The organism is Flaviaesturariibacter aridisoli (assembly GCF_004343705.1).
Classification (GTDB): domain Bacteria; phylum Bacteroidota; class Bacteroidia; order Chitinophagales; family Chitinophagaceae; genus Flavisolibacter; species Flavisolibacter aridisoli.
The window spans coordinates 74,934-91,198 of sequence record NZ_SKFH01000002.1; the positions used below are offsets into that span (position 1 = coordinate 74,934).

General features: G+C 56.6%; 10 protein-coding genes. 8 read left to right on the forward strand and 2 right to left on the reverse strand.

What is annotated here, in order from left to right; translation table 11 throughout:
• Nucleotides 1–30: 30 nt before the first annotated feature.
• From E0486_RS01975 to E0486_RS01985, 3 genes are read left to right on the forward strand one after another with little or no spacing between them, the layout of a single operon-like run.
• The gene (locus E0486_RS01975; protein WP_131850462.1) at nucleotides 31–858 is read left to right on the forward strand and encodes a glycosyltransferase family 2 protein; all 828 of its coding nucleotides are present in this window, start codon (nucleotides 31–33) and stop codon (nucleotides 856–858) included.
• On the forward strand, nucleotides 858–2,063 hold the full coding sequence (locus E0486_RS01980; protein ID WP_131850463.1) for a glycosyltransferase family 4 protein: 1,206 nt from the start codon (nucleotides 858–860) through the stop codon (nucleotides 2,061–2,063). Before E0486_RS01975 ends, E0486_RS01980 begins: the two co-directional genes overlap by 1 nt.
• Nucleotides 2,060–2,974, forward strand: a complete 915-nt coding sequence (locus tag E0486_RS01985; RefSeq protein ID WP_165917157.1) for a glycosyltransferase family 2 protein — start codon at nucleotides 2,060–2,062, stop codon at nucleotides 2,972–2,974. The genes E0486_RS01980 and E0486_RS01985 overlap by 4 nt, the downstream gene beginning before the upstream one ends.
• On the opposite strand, the gene E0486_RS01990 is transcribed toward E0486_RS01985, so the two are convergent.
• Nucleotides 2,971–3,717 carry a TylF/MycF/NovP-related O-methyltransferase gene (locus E0486_RS01990; RefSeq protein ID WP_131850465.1) on the reverse strand — a complete coding sequence of 249 codons (747 nt, stop codon included), beginning with the start codon at nucleotides 3,715–3,717 and terminating at the stop codon, nucleotides 2,971–2,973. The two genes, E0486_RS01985 and E0486_RS01990, sit on opposite strands and share 4 nt — an antisense overlap.
• An 87-nt stretch (nucleotides 3,718–3,804) precedes the next feature.
• On the opposite strand from E0486_RS01990, the gene E0486_RS01995 reads away from it, so the two are divergent.
• From E0486_RS01995 to E0486_RS02015, 5 genes are all read left to right on the forward strand, one after another.
• Entirely contained in the window at nucleotides 3,805–4,443 is a 639-nt protein-coding gene (locus tag E0486_RS01995) for a class I SAM-dependent methyltransferase (protein WP_165917158.1), read from the forward strand.
• Nucleotides 4,440–5,594 carry a glycosyltransferase family 4 protein gene (locus E0486_RS02000; RefSeq protein WP_131850467.1) on the forward strand — a complete coding sequence of 385 codons (1,155 nt, stop codon included), beginning with the start codon at nucleotides 4,440–4,442 and terminating at the stop codon, nucleotides 5,592–5,594. The genes E0486_RS01995 and E0486_RS02000 overlap by 4 nt, the downstream gene beginning before the upstream one ends.
• Nucleotides 5,595–5,681: 87 nt before the next feature.
• Nucleotides 5,682–8,138: a LamG-like jellyroll fold domain-containing protein gene (locus E0486_RS02005; protein ID WP_131850468.1), complete on the forward strand. Its 2,457-nt coding sequence runs from the start codon at nucleotides 5,682–5,684 to the stop codon at nucleotides 8,136–8,138.
• 248 nt (nucleotides 8,139–8,386) lie between these two features.
• The gene (locus tag E0486_RS02010) at nucleotides 8,387–14,503 is read left to right on the forward strand and encodes a LamG-like jellyroll fold domain-containing protein (RefSeq protein WP_165917159.1); all 6,117 of its coding nucleotides are present in this window, start codon (nucleotides 8,387–8,389) and stop codon (nucleotides 14,501–14,503) included.
• An 80-nt stretch (nucleotides 14,504–14,583) separates the two neighbouring features.
• The gene (locus E0486_RS02015; protein ID WP_131850470.1) at nucleotides 14,584–15,432 is read left to right on the forward strand and encodes a LamG domain-containing protein; all 849 of its coding nucleotides are present in this window, start codon (nucleotides 14,584–14,586) and stop codon (nucleotides 15,430–15,432) included.
• On the opposite strand, the gene E0486_RS02020 is transcribed toward E0486_RS02015, so the two are convergent.
• Nucleotides 15,429–16,184, reverse strand: a complete 756-nt coding sequence (locus E0486_RS02020; protein WP_131850471.1) for a menaquinone biosynthetic enzyme MqnA/MqnD family protein — start codon at nucleotides 16,182–16,184, stop codon at nucleotides 15,429–15,431. The two genes, E0486_RS02015 and E0486_RS02020, sit on opposite strands and share 4 nt — an antisense overlap.
• Between the last annotated feature and the right edge of the window lie 81 nt (nucleotides 16,185–16,265).

Genomic DNA, 16,265 nt, shown 5'->3' on the forward strand with positions numbered 1-16,265 from the left:
TTTGCCCGCCGGCGCTGAAGCCGTTCCATTATGCCCCGAGTAAGTGTCGTTATGCCCGTATACAACGCATCCGCTTTTCTGCGAGAAGCGATCGACAGCGTCGTGCGGCAAACCTTCACAGATTGGGAACTGATCCTGGTGGACGACTGCAGTACAGACAACTCGCGGCAGATCGTCGAGTCGTATTCCGACGAGCGGATACGGCCGCTGTACCGAGCTCTGAACGGCGGAGTAGTAGCAGCCACCAACGATGGATTGCATGCTGCCAGGGGGGAATACATAGCAATCATGCATGCCGACGACATATCCCATCCCGAACGCCTGGCTTCAGAAGTTGCCTGGCTGGATGCGCACCCGGAGCATGCCGTAGTGGCAGCATTTATCGAAATGATCGATGAAAGCGGCACGCCCTGCGGCACCTGGTCTCTTGATCGGTCGGTAACCGGAACGGCTGCCATACGCAGCCATATGCTGGTTGAAAATTGCATTGCTCATTCTTCCGTTTTAATGAGGGGCGAAGTGCTGCGCCGATATGGCTACGATGCAGGTCAACAGAAAAAAGGTTTCGCCGTTGAAGACTACGGACTCTGGCTTGAGTTGCTAAGCGATGGCTATGCTTTCGGCAAGATCGAGCGCACCCTTTTGTACTACAGGGTGCACCAGCAATCCGCCACCAGCAAGCACCTGCGCCGGATTAATCCGTACCTGATCAATTACGAAACGAAGAAAATGTACCTCCATCGTGTGCAGTCCAAGCGACCGCTGAACGACTTCGATCGCCACCTGCGGCGTCGGATGTACTTCGATTACCTGATGGCGATGGGTAAGGAACTTAAGCGAAAAATCAAGGGGCGCTGATGTATACCTTACTTGTTTGGAAGCGACGGCTTGAAAGCGTGCTGATGTGGCCCTTGGTATCCCTGGGCAGGTTGACTGCATTGTGTGCCCCGTGGAAAACCTCTTACCGGATCGTCTTCTTCTTTCCTTTTTATCATACAGGCGGTGCTGAAAAAGTACACGCGCAAATCGCTGCGGCAGCAGGAGGAAGCGATTGCCTCATTGTGTTTACCCGTTGCTCGGTAGACAAACGCTTTCGAGATGCTTTTGTAGCCAGCGGATGCCAGATCCTTGACCTTAATCGATACACGGGTTCCAAGTGGCTATACCCGGTTAATTTTTTCATGCGCGGATTTATTGCGGCCCAGATCAACCGCATGCGGCCCAAGCCGGTTATTTTTAACGGGCATTCCAACTTTGCCTACAAGTTGTCCTCCTGGCTGCGCAGTGATATACGACAGATCGACCTGGTACATTCGCTGAACAGTTTTTCACGCATTCGCATACCTTACCTATCCTTCTACGAAAAAAGCGTTCAGATCAGCGAGGTCAAACTGGAAGCGCATCGCGTGCTGTACCGGAAGCTCGCTATCCCCCAAAGCCTGATCGATCGGCTTTTCTATATTCCGAACGCGGTGCCCTTCCCGGACCGAAACGTAGCGAACAAACCGAGCGAGCCATTCACGGTGCTTTTCAACGGACGTTTCAGTCCGGAGAAGCGGTTCCCGCTCTTTGTGCGGGTGGCAACGGAGGTTAAAGCATTGGGATGGCCTGTCCGCTTTTGCGCCATCGGCGTCAGCGCCGAAGAGGCTGGCGCGCAGGCAGCAGCAGTTGTGGCTTGCATGGGCTCGCTCAACGATCCGAAGCAGATCCATGATTTGTTTTTTCAAAGCTCAGCACTCCTCCTAACCTCCAGCACAGAAGGATTTCCACTTGTAGTGATCGAGGCGATGGCCAACGGTTGCGCCATCCTGTCCACTCCAGTCGGCGACTTGCCGTTGCACGTGCAACCAGGCATCAATGGATTCATTTTTTCAGACACACACAACGAAGGCCGGATTGTAACCGAAGCTATTGCCGCTATTGCGCATCTCCTTAAGGACGCAGATTTGCGGGCCCGGATGGCGCTGGCGAACCGCTCTTATGCGGAAACACATTTTTCCATCGAAGTGTTTAACAGCACTTACCGCCACCTATTACAAACTCCAAACGAAACATACGCTTGAAGCCGATCAGCTTTATCATCATTACATATAACCGACCCGACGACACGCTGGCGCTGCTGCGCAACATCATGAGCCTTGATGGCGCGGGCAGTCTACTGCAGGAAGTGGTACTGGTCAACAATGCGTCGACGAGCGACTATAGTTCAGTCCAGGCCTATTGCCGCGAACAGCACCCGGCACCGATCCACTATGAAGATGCACCGGAGAACCTCGGCGTAGCCCGCGGACGTAATTATGCCCTGCGCTTCGCAACGGCGCCCATACTGGTAATGATCGACGACGACGCCGAAATGGGCAACAGCGATTGCCTCTACCGGCTGCTGGAAGAATTTGAGCGCCAACGCAGCGAGCGCCCAAAGGCTATCGTGTCGTTCAAGGTGCTGTACTACGATACGCGCGAGCTGCAACGCAATACCCTTCCGCACAAGCAATTTGACCGCTACAAAAACAAGTCTTTCTTTGAAACATACTTCTATGCGGGCGGTGCGCATGCCATCAGGCGGTCTGCATTGGATGTCGTTGGCGATTACCCGGAAGACTTTTTTTATGGAATGGAGGAATATGATTTGAGCTATCGATTGCTCGATGCGGGTTTTTCTATCGTCTACAGCGATGCCATCATCATGCTCCATAAAGAGTCGCCCCTGGGCCGGAAGCCCAAGGCGGAAAAGGTCCAGATGATGTGGGTGAACAAATCGAAGGTGGCCTGGCGTTACCTGCCCCTGCGCTTTTTCTGGACAACCGCACTGCTCTGGTCGGTTGAATACCTGGTAAAATCGGGTAGTAAAATTGGTGGGTTCTTTAGCGGCTGGCGCGCTATATTCCGTATGATGCGGCAGGAAAAGCGCCGTACCGTTTCAAAGGACACGCTGCTGCACCTCGATGCCCTCGGCGCGCGGCTTTGGTATTAACGTTTCACAAAGATCCGCCCGGTATAATCAATGCGGTGCAGCAGCGGGAACAAGCCATGCTGAATGAAGTATTCGTCTACCGCTTTGCGCGCGCCCTGCCAGTGCCCGTAATCATCAATGATCACCACACCGCCAGGCACAACCAGCGGAAACAGGTGCAGCAACTCGTGGCGGGTAGACTCGTACCAATCGGTATCGAGGCGGAGCAATGCTATGGGGCCAGGTAATGTGGCGGGAATCGTCTCTTCTACCTTTCCCTCAACGTAATGGATATGCCTGGCATCATAGCCGGTTGCTCCTAGGTTCTGGCGAACGTCGGCGAGCGTTGCGTAGGCCCAGATAATGCTCTCATTGGATTTTTTGGAATGCAGGAGCAGTTTGTCTGCGGAATTCTGGTTCAGGTCCACGTCCTCCGCGCCCGGCTCCGACATACCCTCGTAGGTATCGTATAAATACAAATCGCGTGTCTCGTTGGCGGCTATCAGTTCGAGCGCCATCATCATAGAGCTTCCGCCGCGCCAGACTCCGCATTCGACAAAGTCGCCAGCGATTCGGTTACGCAGCACATAGCGCACCGCCTGGCTTAGCGCAAACATCCGCTCTGGCGAGGTCATAGTGAAAGGTTGGCAGCTCGCCAGCGAACGCATGAAATCCGGATCGGCAGCCATATCCTTCTCAGGACCCCGTTTAGCATCCTTCCGGACGTATCCTAGTTTTTCTATTACTTTGTCGATCAGATTCATAACGCCTAAATGCCGCCAAAAGTAAAGCTATTACCTCAATTCGACCCGTCGGTCAATTATTCGCTCTTCCTTATCCGCAACCGGCTTTTGAATGCGATCCGCAAACAGGCGACGCGCTTTAATGGTCGGCTGCTCGATTTCGGTTGCGGCATCAAGCCCTATGAATCCCTTTTTTCTGTAGCCGAATACATCGGCGTCGACTATGCCGGAGAAGGCGAAACGTATACCAAAGAAAAGGCCGACTTCCTTTACGACGGCAAAACGCTGCCATTCGCCGACAACTATTTCGATGGCATTTTTACGACTGAGGTCGTGGAGCACATTTTCAACCTCGAAAGCATTGTTCCGGAATTACGGCGTGTACTCAAGCCAGGTGGCGAGTTGCTCCTTACCTGCCCGTTTGCGATGCCGGAACACGAAGTGCCGGCCGACTATGCACGCTACACCTCGTTTGCAGTCCAGGACCTTTTCCGACGCAACGGGTTCGAGGTCGTGCATTATGAAAAGACCGGCAATTTTATCGAGGCGCTTTTCCAGCTTTGGATCATCTGGCTCGACCAGGGCATGCTGCACCGCGTGCGGAAAATTCCTGTGGTACGCTCGGCGATACGCGCTTTGGTGTATTGCACGCTCAACCCACTGGCTCTGTTGTTCAGCCGGCTTTTCCCGCGAAACAAAAATTTGTACCTCAATAATGTGTTGGTGCTGAAAAACAAGAAGCCATGAAGATCGGCTTTATATCGATTGTACGCGAGCCCTGGGGCGGCAGCGAAGAACTTTGGGCCGAGGCCGCACTGGCGCTTCTTAAAAAAGGCCACGAAGTGTATATTTCCATTCTGCGCCATGACCGAACTGCGCCGCGCCTCCTGCAACTCCGCGAAGCAGGGGCACAAATTGTTTACCGCAAAGGCTTCATTAAACCGGGTTTGCCCTTCAAGCAACGCGCTCCCCGCAAGGTCTGGAACTTTTTCTCGGAGCAGGTTCGCAATCCCTACCAATCGTTCCTGGCATTACCGTTTGATGTGCTTGTTTACACCGGCGCTTGCGATTCGTTCAAGAATGACCGCAACTTTCTAAAGGCCATTGCCGCTTCAAAAGTGCCACTCGTTAATATCAACCAGGTCAACTGGGAATACCTGCGCACCTTCGATGACTTTGAAGCGGAACTGATTCTGGAGGGCCACCGCAGGGCAGATAAGAACCTGTTTGTATCGGCCCGCAACCTGCACGTACTCGAGCGTTTTTTGGCAGCCTCTATACCCAATGCCCAAGTCGTACGTAACCCGATCAACCTCTCTGAGACCGGTGTCCTACCGATGCCGGCCGAAGAACCCGTGCAATTGGGCACCGTTGCCAATCTGCTGGTGAACCACAAAGGACAAGATCTTCTGTTTGATGTTTTACGTCAGCCGCAATGGCAGGAACGCGCCTGGCACCTGAACCTGTACGGGGAGGGTATCGACAAGGCGTACCTGAAGCGGCTTTGCACTTACTATGGCCTAAGCGAACGCGTCACCTTTCATGGAAGGGTGGCAGACATCCGCGCTGTTTGGCGCGCCAACCACCTGTTGGTAATGCCCTCGCGCCTCGAAGGCACCCCGCTGGCCATGGTGGAAGCCATGCTGTGCGGACGCCCGGTGCTGATGACCGACGTGGGCGGCCATGCCGAGTGGGTGCGCGATGGGGAGAATGGCTTCCTGGCGGAAGGTGCGAATACGCTGTCCCTGCAGCGAACCCTGGAACGCGCCTGGTCGCGTCGCAGCGATTGGGCCATGATGGGCCAACAGGCATATGCGGATGCTGCCGCGCAATATGATCCCCGGCCGGGAGAAACGCTCGCTACCCTCCTTCTTTCACAATGCTGCAAAGGCAGCTAGCAGGTACAGTTGGCGAAGAATAAATATATTTGCCTTCCAATACGGGTGTAACTGCGCCCATTTGCGGATCAACGCCAACTGACATTTATGAGAACGTTATTATCACTATTCCTGCTTACGGTGGTTTCCTTTTTCGCATCGGCTCAGGTCAATCTTAATCAAGGGCTCGTAGCCAACTATCCTTTTAACGGTACGGCAAACGATGCAACGGGCAATGGCCACAATGCAGCAGTACAAGGCGGCGCTGTTTTTAGTACCGACCGCTTTGGCAACGTCTCCAGCGCCATGTCCTTTGATGGTATTGACGATTACCTCCGGATCGTAGACAATGGAGCTTTTTCAACAACCAGTTTTTCCCTTTCTTTCTGGTTTTCAACTGACCGGAACAACCTGGTGCAGGTACCTGTCGGAAAGCGCGACTTCGGGCCTACTAATAATTCAGAGTTTGGGATCAACCTGATGCCGGCTGCATCGGGCTCACACCTTCAAACGTTCCTGGTTTCGAACGCGAAGCCATGCTCCGTTTTCGGCGCCCCGAACGATTACTACGTCTACGATGCATTCCCTGCTAACTATTGCACGGTACGCTGGTACCATGTAGTGGTTACCTTTTCGAACGGAATCCAAAAAATCTACCTGGACGGACAGTTGAAAAGCAGCTCGACCGCGCCGTTTACCGCTAAATCTACTTGCCAGACCGACTTACGCTTCGGTATGTGGTGGGGCGGCGACCCCAGTTGGTTCCGGGGTAAGTTGGACGATATCCGTTGGTATAGTCGTGAGATCAATGCAGCTGAAGCCCTGGCACTGTACAGCAGCCCGGTAGCGCCTGCCGTGCAGGCCAACTGCGCCAGTTGCCTGCAGCTTCCGCAGGCTGGGATAAGCGGTGCAGTTGTCTGCGGCAATGGAACCGGCTTCCTGACATTTAGCGCTACTGCCGGCACGGCGCCCTACACGGTTACAATCAGCGACGGCAGCAATAGCTTTACACAGCTGATTACCACCAACAGCGCAACAATCCCGGTAGCAGCCGTTACCACGACGACTTACACGCTTATTTCTGTGAAGGATGCCACAGGCTGCGAACGAGGCACCGGCTTCACCAGCGGAAGCGCTACAGTAAACTTCAACCCACTGCCCATTATCGCCACAACACCGGCTAATCCAAGCTTCTGTCCGGGCGATTCAGTACAATTGAGTGCGACAGGCGGCAGTACCTATGCGTGGTCTCCGGCTACCGGGCTTTCCAATCCTACCATTGCCAATCCGAAAGCGGCGCCGGCAGCCACTACGACCTACAAGCTGGTTGTGACGACCGCAGCTGGCTGCAAAGACTCGTTGAATGTCACCGTCACGCGCAAAACAGCACCCACTGTTACACTGACACCTGCCAACCCCGCCTTTTGCCCGGGAGACTCTGTTCAATTGGTTTCTGGCGGCGGCACTACTTATAACTGGGTGCCGACTACCGGGCTATCCTCCGCTTCAATCGCAAGCCCCAAAGCTGCTCCGCTGGCCACTACTTCTTACAAAGTATTGGTCACCAATGCACAAGGTTGCAAGGATTCGGCCTCGGTGACGGTAACGCGGCACCCTGCGGCAGTGGCTACTGTTTCGGCCACCAACCCTGTTTTTTGCCAGGGCGATACTACCCAACTAACGGCCACCGGCGGTGTCAGTTATGCGTGGTCGCCCTCGGCAACGCTCAGCAACGCATCCATAACGGCGCCCCTCGCCTTCCCGCTGGCCACAACGAGCTATAAAGTAGTGGTGACCAACAATACCGGCTGCCGCGACTCCGCGCTCATCGTCCTGACGGTTAACCCCAAGCCTGTAGTAAACCTGGGACCGGACACTTTGCTTTGCGGAAGCAATACACTCGCGTTCAATGCAACGATTGCCGGTGCCACCCAATATAATTGGAGCAACGGCAGCACCGCTGCCAGCACTTCCGTGAACGCACCCGGCACGTATTCGGTAGCTGTACAGGTAAATGGTTGCATCACCCCCGCGCGTGACACCGTTGTCGTTTCGCAAGCTACGGTGCCTACGGTCACACTAGGCGCTGATCGTAAGATCTGCTCTACCGACAACCTGCAACTCGGTTTCAACGGGACGAATTACACCTCTTTTGTGTGGAGCACCGGCAGCGCATCACCTACGATCAGCATCAATACTGCGGGCCAGTACTGGATTCGCGTGCAAAACAGCTGCGGTGCAGCTGCTGATAGCGTAGATGTGCAGACCGAGATTTGCAACGATGACCTCTATTTCCCGTCGGCTTTTACCCCCAACCATGACGGGAAGAATGACGGTTTTAAGGCCATACATGCGGCAGGCGTTACGATGGCCTATTACCACCTGAGAATATACAATCGCTGGGGCAACCGGGTATTCCAGACCTACTATTTAGAAGCGGCTTGGGGCGGTACGATAGAAGGGGAACGACAGGGGCTCAATACCTTTGTGTATTACGTAGAGTATCGGCGCACACCCAACAGCCCGCTGATAAATAAGAAAGGCACCTTCGTGCAAATCCGGTAGGCATTCGAAGGGAAAAGAAAAACGTTTATTGTCCGCCCGCTTTTAGTAGCGAAACATTTCCGGCTAAACGCGGACGGATTTTTCTTTTTTGGCGGCCAACGCGCGTTCGGTATAAAGGGGGGATGCGGGACAGGTGCAAACTAATAATAATATTTTTGTTCCCCATGCTTCGGAATACTCGTAACCAATCTGCATCTTCTGCCGCTTTGCTTCGTTTTTGCCTTATCCTGCTTCTGTCCTCGGCGGGTTTGCTACCCGCATTAGGGCAGGTTAACCTGAATGCGGGCCTGGTGGCCAGCTACCCGTTCAACGGCAATGCCAGCGATGCATCGGGAGGTGGCCACCACGCAGTGGTTTTTGGCGGGGCGGTGCTGGGGCCTGACCGCTTTGGCAATCCCAACAGCGCCTACGTGTTCGACGGCGTCAACGACTACCTGGCAATTACGGATGACGGCACCTTTTCCACACCGGCTATGTCGGTGTCACTCTGGTTTTATACGGAACGGGACGACCGCCTGCAAATGGCTGTGGCAAAAAGAGCCTTCGATGCCAGCAACGTATCGGAATTTGGACTGAACGTTCAGGCCGGCCCCGCCGTTCGCACCTTTATCGTGCGCAATAACAGGCCTTGCGCCGACCCGGTGGGCAATTCCGATTTCCAGTCGACAGCCATTCCCTACGCCACCTTTTGCAAGTTCAAATGGTACCACGTAGTCGTCAGCTTTAGCAATGGTGTGGAAAAGATCTATGTGGACGGACAACTGCTCAATACTGCTACCGCCAGCTTTCTCCAGCGCTCCAATTGCCTCAGCCAGCTAAGGTTCGGCGTCTGGTGGAGTGGCGACCCCAACTGGTTCCAGGGTAAGATCGACGACATACGTTGGTACAACCGGTCTCTTTCCGATGCTGAAGTCCAGGCGCTTTACCAAAGTCCGCTACCGCCTCCACCGCAACCCAATTGTCCCACCTGTATCCTTCCGCAAGCAACGCTCAACGCTGCCAGCACCTGTGCAGGCCGGCCCGTGGCAATCCCTTTTCAGGCGACAGCGGGAACCGCTCCCTTTACCGTGCAATTGAGCGATGGCACAACTTCTTTCACGCAAAGCATTGCCGGCAACAGCGGCCAGATCATGGTCAGTCCAACAGCAACGACCACCTATACTGTCGTGAGTATCAAAGACGCGACGAGTTGCGAGCGAAGCAGCGGGTTCAGCACGGCCGGCGTAACCGTAACCGTGTTGCCAAGGCCGTTGATCTCTGTAACGCCGCAATCAGCCTCAGTGGTATCGGGCACATCAGTACCGTTAACGGCCGCGGGCGGCAACAGCTACCTATGGACACCGACGGCGGGCCTAAGCAACCCGGCGATCGCCAACCCGGTGGCAACACCGGCAACCAGCACGGTGTACCAAGTAGTGGTGACCGATGCGCAGGGTTGTAAAGATTCGGCAAATGCCACCATAACCGTGACCCCGCCACCACCCAGCATCGCGTCCTTCGCCGGGCCGGACACCGTATGCGTAAATACACCCATCACGCTTACCAATACTTCCATAAACGCTAGCACCTACCTGTGGAATTTCTGCGTGGCCAACTCTACATCCACGCCGTTGGGCAGCAACCTCGGCAACCAGGGCTACTCGCTGCCGGTATTCATGGATTACGCGAAAGAAGGCAACAATTACTATGCTTTCGTTACCAACAACGATCCGGCCTCCGTGGTACGCCTTGATTTTGGCAACAGCTTGCTGAATACACCAACGCCAGCCAATCTGGGCACCTTCGGTGGAATTGTGCCTTACCAGGCGGAAGGAATCCAACTCGTGTTCAACGAAAACCGGTGGTATGCCATTATTGTTGGCGGTTCCGGGGCCAACAGCCGGATACTGCGGCTTGATTTCGGCACATCGCTCGCTAACACGCCTGTGGCCACCAATTGGGGCAACGTCGGCAACCTGCAATACCCTACCGACCTGCACATTTTTCAAAGCGGCGCCAACTGGTATGGCCTCACGCTCAACGCCCAAAGCAGTACGATCACGCGCTTTGATTTCGGGACATCCTTTAATAATGCTCCGACCGGTGTTAACCTCGGAAATATCGGGGGACTGAACGTCCCCACCGGTATTTACGCTGTAGCCAACAGCGGCAACTGGTATGCGTTTGTCTCCAATGCAGGAAGCATATTCTCCGGTTCTACTGCCGCATCCCTGACCCGTTTGAACTTTGGCAACTCGTTGCTCAATACCCCAACGGGCGTTAACCTCGGCAACCCGGGGAACATGCTGCAGAGCGCACGTGACTTATCTATTTACACCTCCTGCTCCGAGATCGTCGGGTATGCTGTGAATTATTCGGGCACCAACGATATCGTAAAAATCGATTTTCGCAATTCGATAACCAGTGTGCCGACCCTGACCTCACTGGGAAACGTGGGTACGCTTAGCTTTCCGCACAGTATTTCCCGGCTTTTCCGCGCCGGCAGCGATCTGTACAGCTTTGTACTGAATGTCAATTCCAACTCGTTGACGCGCCTGCGTTTCGAGGGATGCAGCAATGCCAGTATCGCCAACTCCACTTTGGCGACACCTCCCCCATTCAGCTACAATGCTCCCGGCACCTATAGCATCAATCTGACAACAGACGAAGGCCGGCCCACCCAGTCAACCTTCTGCAAGCAGATCGTTGTGGTGAGCGGCCAGATACATACCTATGCAAAAAGCTTTTGCGCCGGAGACAGCGCCCGGCTTGAATCGCCCATGGCTTCCGGCAATACCTGGAGCACCGGAGGAAATGGGTCGATAATATACGCTACCACGCCGGGCACCTACTGGGTACGATACACCAATGGTGCTTGTACTTCTACCGATACGTTCCATGTTACGCAGCTCGCCAAACCGGTAATTGTATTGAATGGCGGTGGAACGATCTGCGCTGGCGATTCCCTGCAATTTTCGGCAAGTGGCGGCACCCAATACGCCTGGTCACCAACCGCCTCATTGACCAATGTATCCATCGCCAACCCCAAAGCCGGGCCCCTTGCGAACACCAGCTACCAGGTTGTGGTCACTAACGCCGCCGGATGCAAAGACTCCGCGAGCCTGTCGGTGACTGTACATCCACGGCCGACACTCTCTTTGATCCCGGCAACAGCAACCGTTTGCCGCGGCGACTCCATACAATTATCAGCATCAGGAGGCAACAATTACCAATGGAGCCCGGCCTCTGGTTTGAGCCAGGCAGGTATCGCCAACCCGAAAGCCTCACCGGCGGCAACGACCACCTATAAAGTAGTGACGGCAAATGCGCAGGGGTGTAAAGACTCTGCGCTCATCACCCTCACAGTCAATCCCAAGCCCACCCTAACCCTTCTCCCCTCCGCCCCGTCCTTTTGCCCCGGCGACTCCGCACAACTGACCGCCTCGGGGGCCGCCACCTACCTCTGGTTTCCGGCAGCCGGCCTGTCGGCCACCAATGTGGCGAACCCCAAAGCGGCGCCTACGGCGACTACGCTCTACGAGGTGGTCGGCAGCACCGCGCTGGGCTGTAAGGATTCCACGACCATCACGGTAACCCGGAAGCCGGCGCCCGACCTCATTGTAAGTGGTGGTAGCACCATCTGTACCGGCGACTCAGCACAGTTCACCGCCAGCGGTGGCGCCTCCTACCTCTGGAGCCCGGCGGCCACCCTCAGCAGCGCTACGAGCGCCAACCCGAAGGCGGGACCCCAAAGCACCACGCAATACCAGGCCATCGCCACCGCCGCCAACGGGTGCACCGATACCGCCCATCTTACCGTAACGGTTAACGCCCGCCCGGTCCTCGGCGTTGCCCCCTCCGCGCCCGCCATCTGCCGTTTCGACTCGGTGCAGCTCTCCGTTTCGGGAGGGAGCACCTACCAATGGAGCCCCGCCGCCGGCCTGAGCAACCCGGTCATCGCCAACCCAAAGGCTTCGCCTGCTACTACGACTGCTTACAAGGTGGTGGTCACCAATGCCGCCGGCTGTAAGGATTCGGCAACCATTACCGTAACGGTGTATGCAAAACCCGTCGTGCTGGTCACGCCGGCCGCAGCTTCGTTCTGCCCGGGTGATTCCGTTCAACTTAGTGCCACGGGCGGCGCCACTTATGCATGGAGCCCCGCCGCCGGCTTGAGCAATGCAGCGCTGGCCAATCCGAAGGCCGCGCCCGCGGCTACCACTGGTTACTCCGTGACCGTTACGAGCGCCGACGGCTGCCAGAGTACTTCCTCCATCACGGTTACGCGCAAAAACGCCCCGGTGCCTACAGTTACCGCCGGCGGCCCGATCTGCGCCGGTGACTCAGCGCAGCTCAGCGCCAGTGGCGGCATCCAGTATCTCTGGTCGCCGGCAGGAAGCCTGGGCAGCGCCACCGTCTCCAACCCGAAAGCCGGCCCTGCGGCCAACACGACCTATCAGGTAGTGGTGACTAATGCCGTAGGCTGCAAGGATTCCACTCAGGTAACCGTATTGGTGCACCCAAAGCCGGTCATCAGTATCGCACCGGCAGTTGCCACGCTATGCCTCGGCGATTCACTCCAGCTTCAGGCGACTGGTGGAAGCACCTATCTCTGGAGCCCCGCCACCGGTCTCGATTACAACGACATCGCCAACCCGAAGGCCGGCCCGCAAGCCAGCACGTCCTACCACCTTGTAGTCATGGGCGCCAACGGCTGCAAAGACGCTACAGACTACCCCGTTACGGTTCGAGCGAAGCCGCTCATCAACCTCACACCCTCGGCATCGATCTGCCCCGGCGATTCGCTGCAACTGTCCGCCCAGGGTGGTGGCACCTATGCCTGGAATCCTGCCGCAGGCCTGAGCAACGCCAGCATTTCCAACCCGAAAGCGGCGCCCGCCGCAACCACGGATTACGAGGTGATCGTCACCAGCCCGGAGGGTTGCGTGGATTCGGCAATGATGACCCTTACGGTGCGACCGAAGCCGCTCATCACGCATACGCCCAACAGCACGATTTGCGAAGGCGACTCGCTCCAGCTCAATGCCAGCGGCGGCGCTACGTATGCATGGTCGCCGGCGGCCTCGCTCAGCGATGGGTCGCTGCCGAACCCGATGGCGGGCCCGGTCGCACCGGTTACCTACCAGGTGCTGGTTACCGGCGCCAACAGCTGTAAGGACTCGGCCACCATCTATGTCCTGGTTAATCCAAAGCCAGTGCTGACACTGACGGCCAACAGCAGCAGTTGCCGTGGCGATTCCGTGCAACTCAATGCGGGTGGCGGCGGCACCTACCAATGGTCGCCGGCAACGGGGCTGAGCAATGCCGGCATTGCCGCACCGAAAGCCGCGCCGGCCGCCACAACCACCTACAGTGTGCTTGTAACCAACGCTGCCGGCTGCCAGAATTCGAAATCGATGACCCTGACCGTTAACGACAAGCCGTTTATCACGGTCACGCCCACTTCGCGCCTGTGTAACGGAGATACGTTATTGCTGAACGCAAGCGGTGGCACAGCCTACCAGTGGGCGCCCGCTTCTTCCCTGCTCAATGCCGGCACGGCCACGCCGCTTGCCTTCCCGCAAGACACAACACGGTACATCGTATTAGTGCGCAATGCCGCGGGATGCATCGATTCGGCGTTCACACAGGTGAACGTATTCCGGCTGCCGCTGCTGTTCCAGCAGCACGACACAGTGCTGTGCCCCGGAAAAACTTACCTGGTGAATGCGGCGGCGCTTCCGGGAAGTACGTCCTGGCTGTGGCAAAACGGCAGCACGGCGCCGACCTTCCTCATCGACACGCCCGGCATATACTGGGTGCACACGCTGGTAACAGGCTGCCACAACCCGATCCGTGATTCGATATTTGTGGATACACTGGGACTGCCGGCCGTCAGCCTCGGTCCCGACCGCGACATCTGCGTCTACAACAACTTTTTCCTCAGCTTCCAGGGACGAAACATCGCTTCTTTCGTTTGGAGCACCGGAAGCACGGATCCTTCCATCCGTATTTCTACAACCGGCACCTATTCGATCGATGTGCGCAACAGCTGCGGCACCGCCCGCGATGAGGCCGACATCCTGGTACTGCCCTGCAACGATGACCTGTATTTCCCGGCTGCCTTCACGCCTAACGGCGATGGCAAAAACGACCGCTTCAAGGCAGCCCACCTGCCGGGCGTCACCGTGTTTGCCTACGAGCTGAACGTATACAACCGCTGGGGCGAGTTGGTGTTCCGGACCAACCGGCTAGAAGAGGGTTGGGACGGCAGCCTTGGCGGCAAACAGCAAGACAGCAACCACTTTGTGTGGTATGCCCGCTACCGTAAAAACGCGGCGGCTCCGGAGCAATTCCAGAAAGGATCTGTGCTGCTGATCCGGTGATGCTGCTATTCTATGGAAAATAGGTACGTCAGTCTGGCCATGTGCATTTCCTATCTTTACGAACACCTAAACGGCCGCATATGCATCCGACCAGATCATTGTTCTGTAAACCCGCCGTGCTGATGGCATCGTTGCTGGCCCTGACCGGTATCAGCAGCGCGTTCAGTCTCACCGGCAACTTGCCCGCTCCTTCCAGGCCGGTGCCCGCGCCGAAGCCCCGGACGGCTGCCTCCTTACAGCCAGATGGCCTCTGGGCCTCATTTTCCTTCGACCGGGATGGCCGCGACGAAACGGGCCAGGGGCATGACCTCCGCCTCGCCGAAGGCGCGGCGCTTATTACCACGGCCCACTGCAACGGGCAGTCGCTCGCGCTCGACGGCAAGACCGCTTTCGCCGTTATCGACAGCGGCCGGGTATTCCCGCCGGGATCGTTCGCTATTTCATTTTCAATACAGGCGCACAACACCTTGCAGGGGCGCATCTTCAACCGCGCCAACTACGGTACGGCAAAAGGGGCCTCGCTTACGCTGGGCTTCGAGCCGGTCTTCGGCAAGCGCCTGTGCTTCGGCGTCAGCAGCGAGCGCAATGTGTGCGATGCCTATTCCGACCTGTACAACACAAACGCTTTACTTTCCAAAAAGGAAATACCGGCGGATGAATGGCACGATGTAGTCGTACAGGCGGGACAAAATGTTCAAAGCGTATATATCGACGGGGTGCTCAGCACGCAACAGCACATCGGCACCGCCGACTTTTCGGTTTGCCCCGACGCGCCGTTTTATTTCGGCAAATGGTGGGACCTTGACCGACGCAGCTTCGACGGACTTCTCGACAACATACGCATCTATACACGGCTGCTTTCGGCCGAAGAGATCGAATCCCTTGCCCGGACGAACCGCGGCGCAGCGGCCATCGTGGCCGTACGCTAGGTGTACTGCTTTACTTTTTCGATAAACAGGGACAGGGCTTCCCTCTTTTTTTCGTCCAGCCGGTAATCGATGTACTTCGTGTAATAATCGTGGAGGGAGAAGTGGGGGTACGGATTTTCAGCCACCACCTCGTCGATGTGCTGCAGGCCAAGGGCATTGGCCTCGTTGAACCGCGCCACGAAGCCCGCGGGCAGCTCCTTGTTGGCGATCCAGGCGGCGAACACGAAGGGCAGCCCGGTATGGGCCATCCACGCCTCGCCGAGGTCGTAGATATACGGGGACACGAGGCGCTGCTCAAAAGCACGGTCGCCGATCACGAGGCCGGCCGTGCGCCCCTTGATCTGCGCGCGGTAATCCTCGCCGGTGGCGCGCACGAGCTCGGCGCCGCTTTTCCAGTATTCCTTCAGCAGGATCGTGGCCAGCATTACCGAAGTGCGCGACTGGTAATCGAGAAACACGCGGTCCACCTCTTCGATCGGCACTTCGCTGAACAGACACACCGAGGATACTTCGCCGGTGGCGCCGATGCAGAAGTCGGTATAAATATGATGCTCCGCAAGGCGCGGAATGACGGCCACGGGAATCAGGCCCAGGTCGACCTCACCGTCGATAAGTTGCTGCGCGATCCGCGCGGGGTAGTCTTCGTTCAGGATCATCTCTTCGCGTACCGGGTGCCGGTGCACGCCCCAGAGCAGCGGACGTGTGTTGAGGTAGCTAACGGCGGCCACCCGGATCTTGTCGTCATTTTTCATGCCGCCGCAAAGATAGAGGCAGTTTGGAGTTTGTTGTTTGTAGTTTGGCGTTGCAGATGCACGACAACCTGCTCACTGTCA

Coding starts and splice junctions, on each gene's coding strand:
- E0486_RS01990 (WP_131850465.1), bottom strand. CDS start 3,717: ATGAATCTGATCGACAAAGTAATAGAAAAACTAGGATACGTCCGGAAG.
- E0486_RS02005 (WP_131850468.1), top strand. CDS start 5,682: ATGAGAACGTTATTATCACTATTCCTGCTTACGGTGGTTTCCTTTTTC.
- E0486_RS02015 (WP_131850470.1), top strand. CDS start 14,584: ATGCATCCGACCAGATCATTGTTCTGTAAACCCGCCGTGCTGATGGCA.
- E0486_RS01975 (WP_131850462.1), top strand. CDS start 31: ATGCCCCGAGTAAGTGTCGTTATGCCCGTATACAACGCATCCGCTTTT.
- E0486_RS02020 (WP_131850471.1), bottom strand. CDS start 16,184: ATGAAAAATGACGACAAGATCCGGGTGGCCGCCGTTAGCTACCTCAAC.
- E0486_RS02000 (WP_131850467.1), top strand. CDS start 4,440: ATGAAGATCGGCTTTATATCGATTGTACGCGAGCCCTGGGGCGGCAGC.
- E0486_RS01980 (WP_131850463.1), top strand. CDS start 858: ATGTATACCTTACTTGTTTGGAAGCGACGGCTTGAAAGCGTGCTGATG.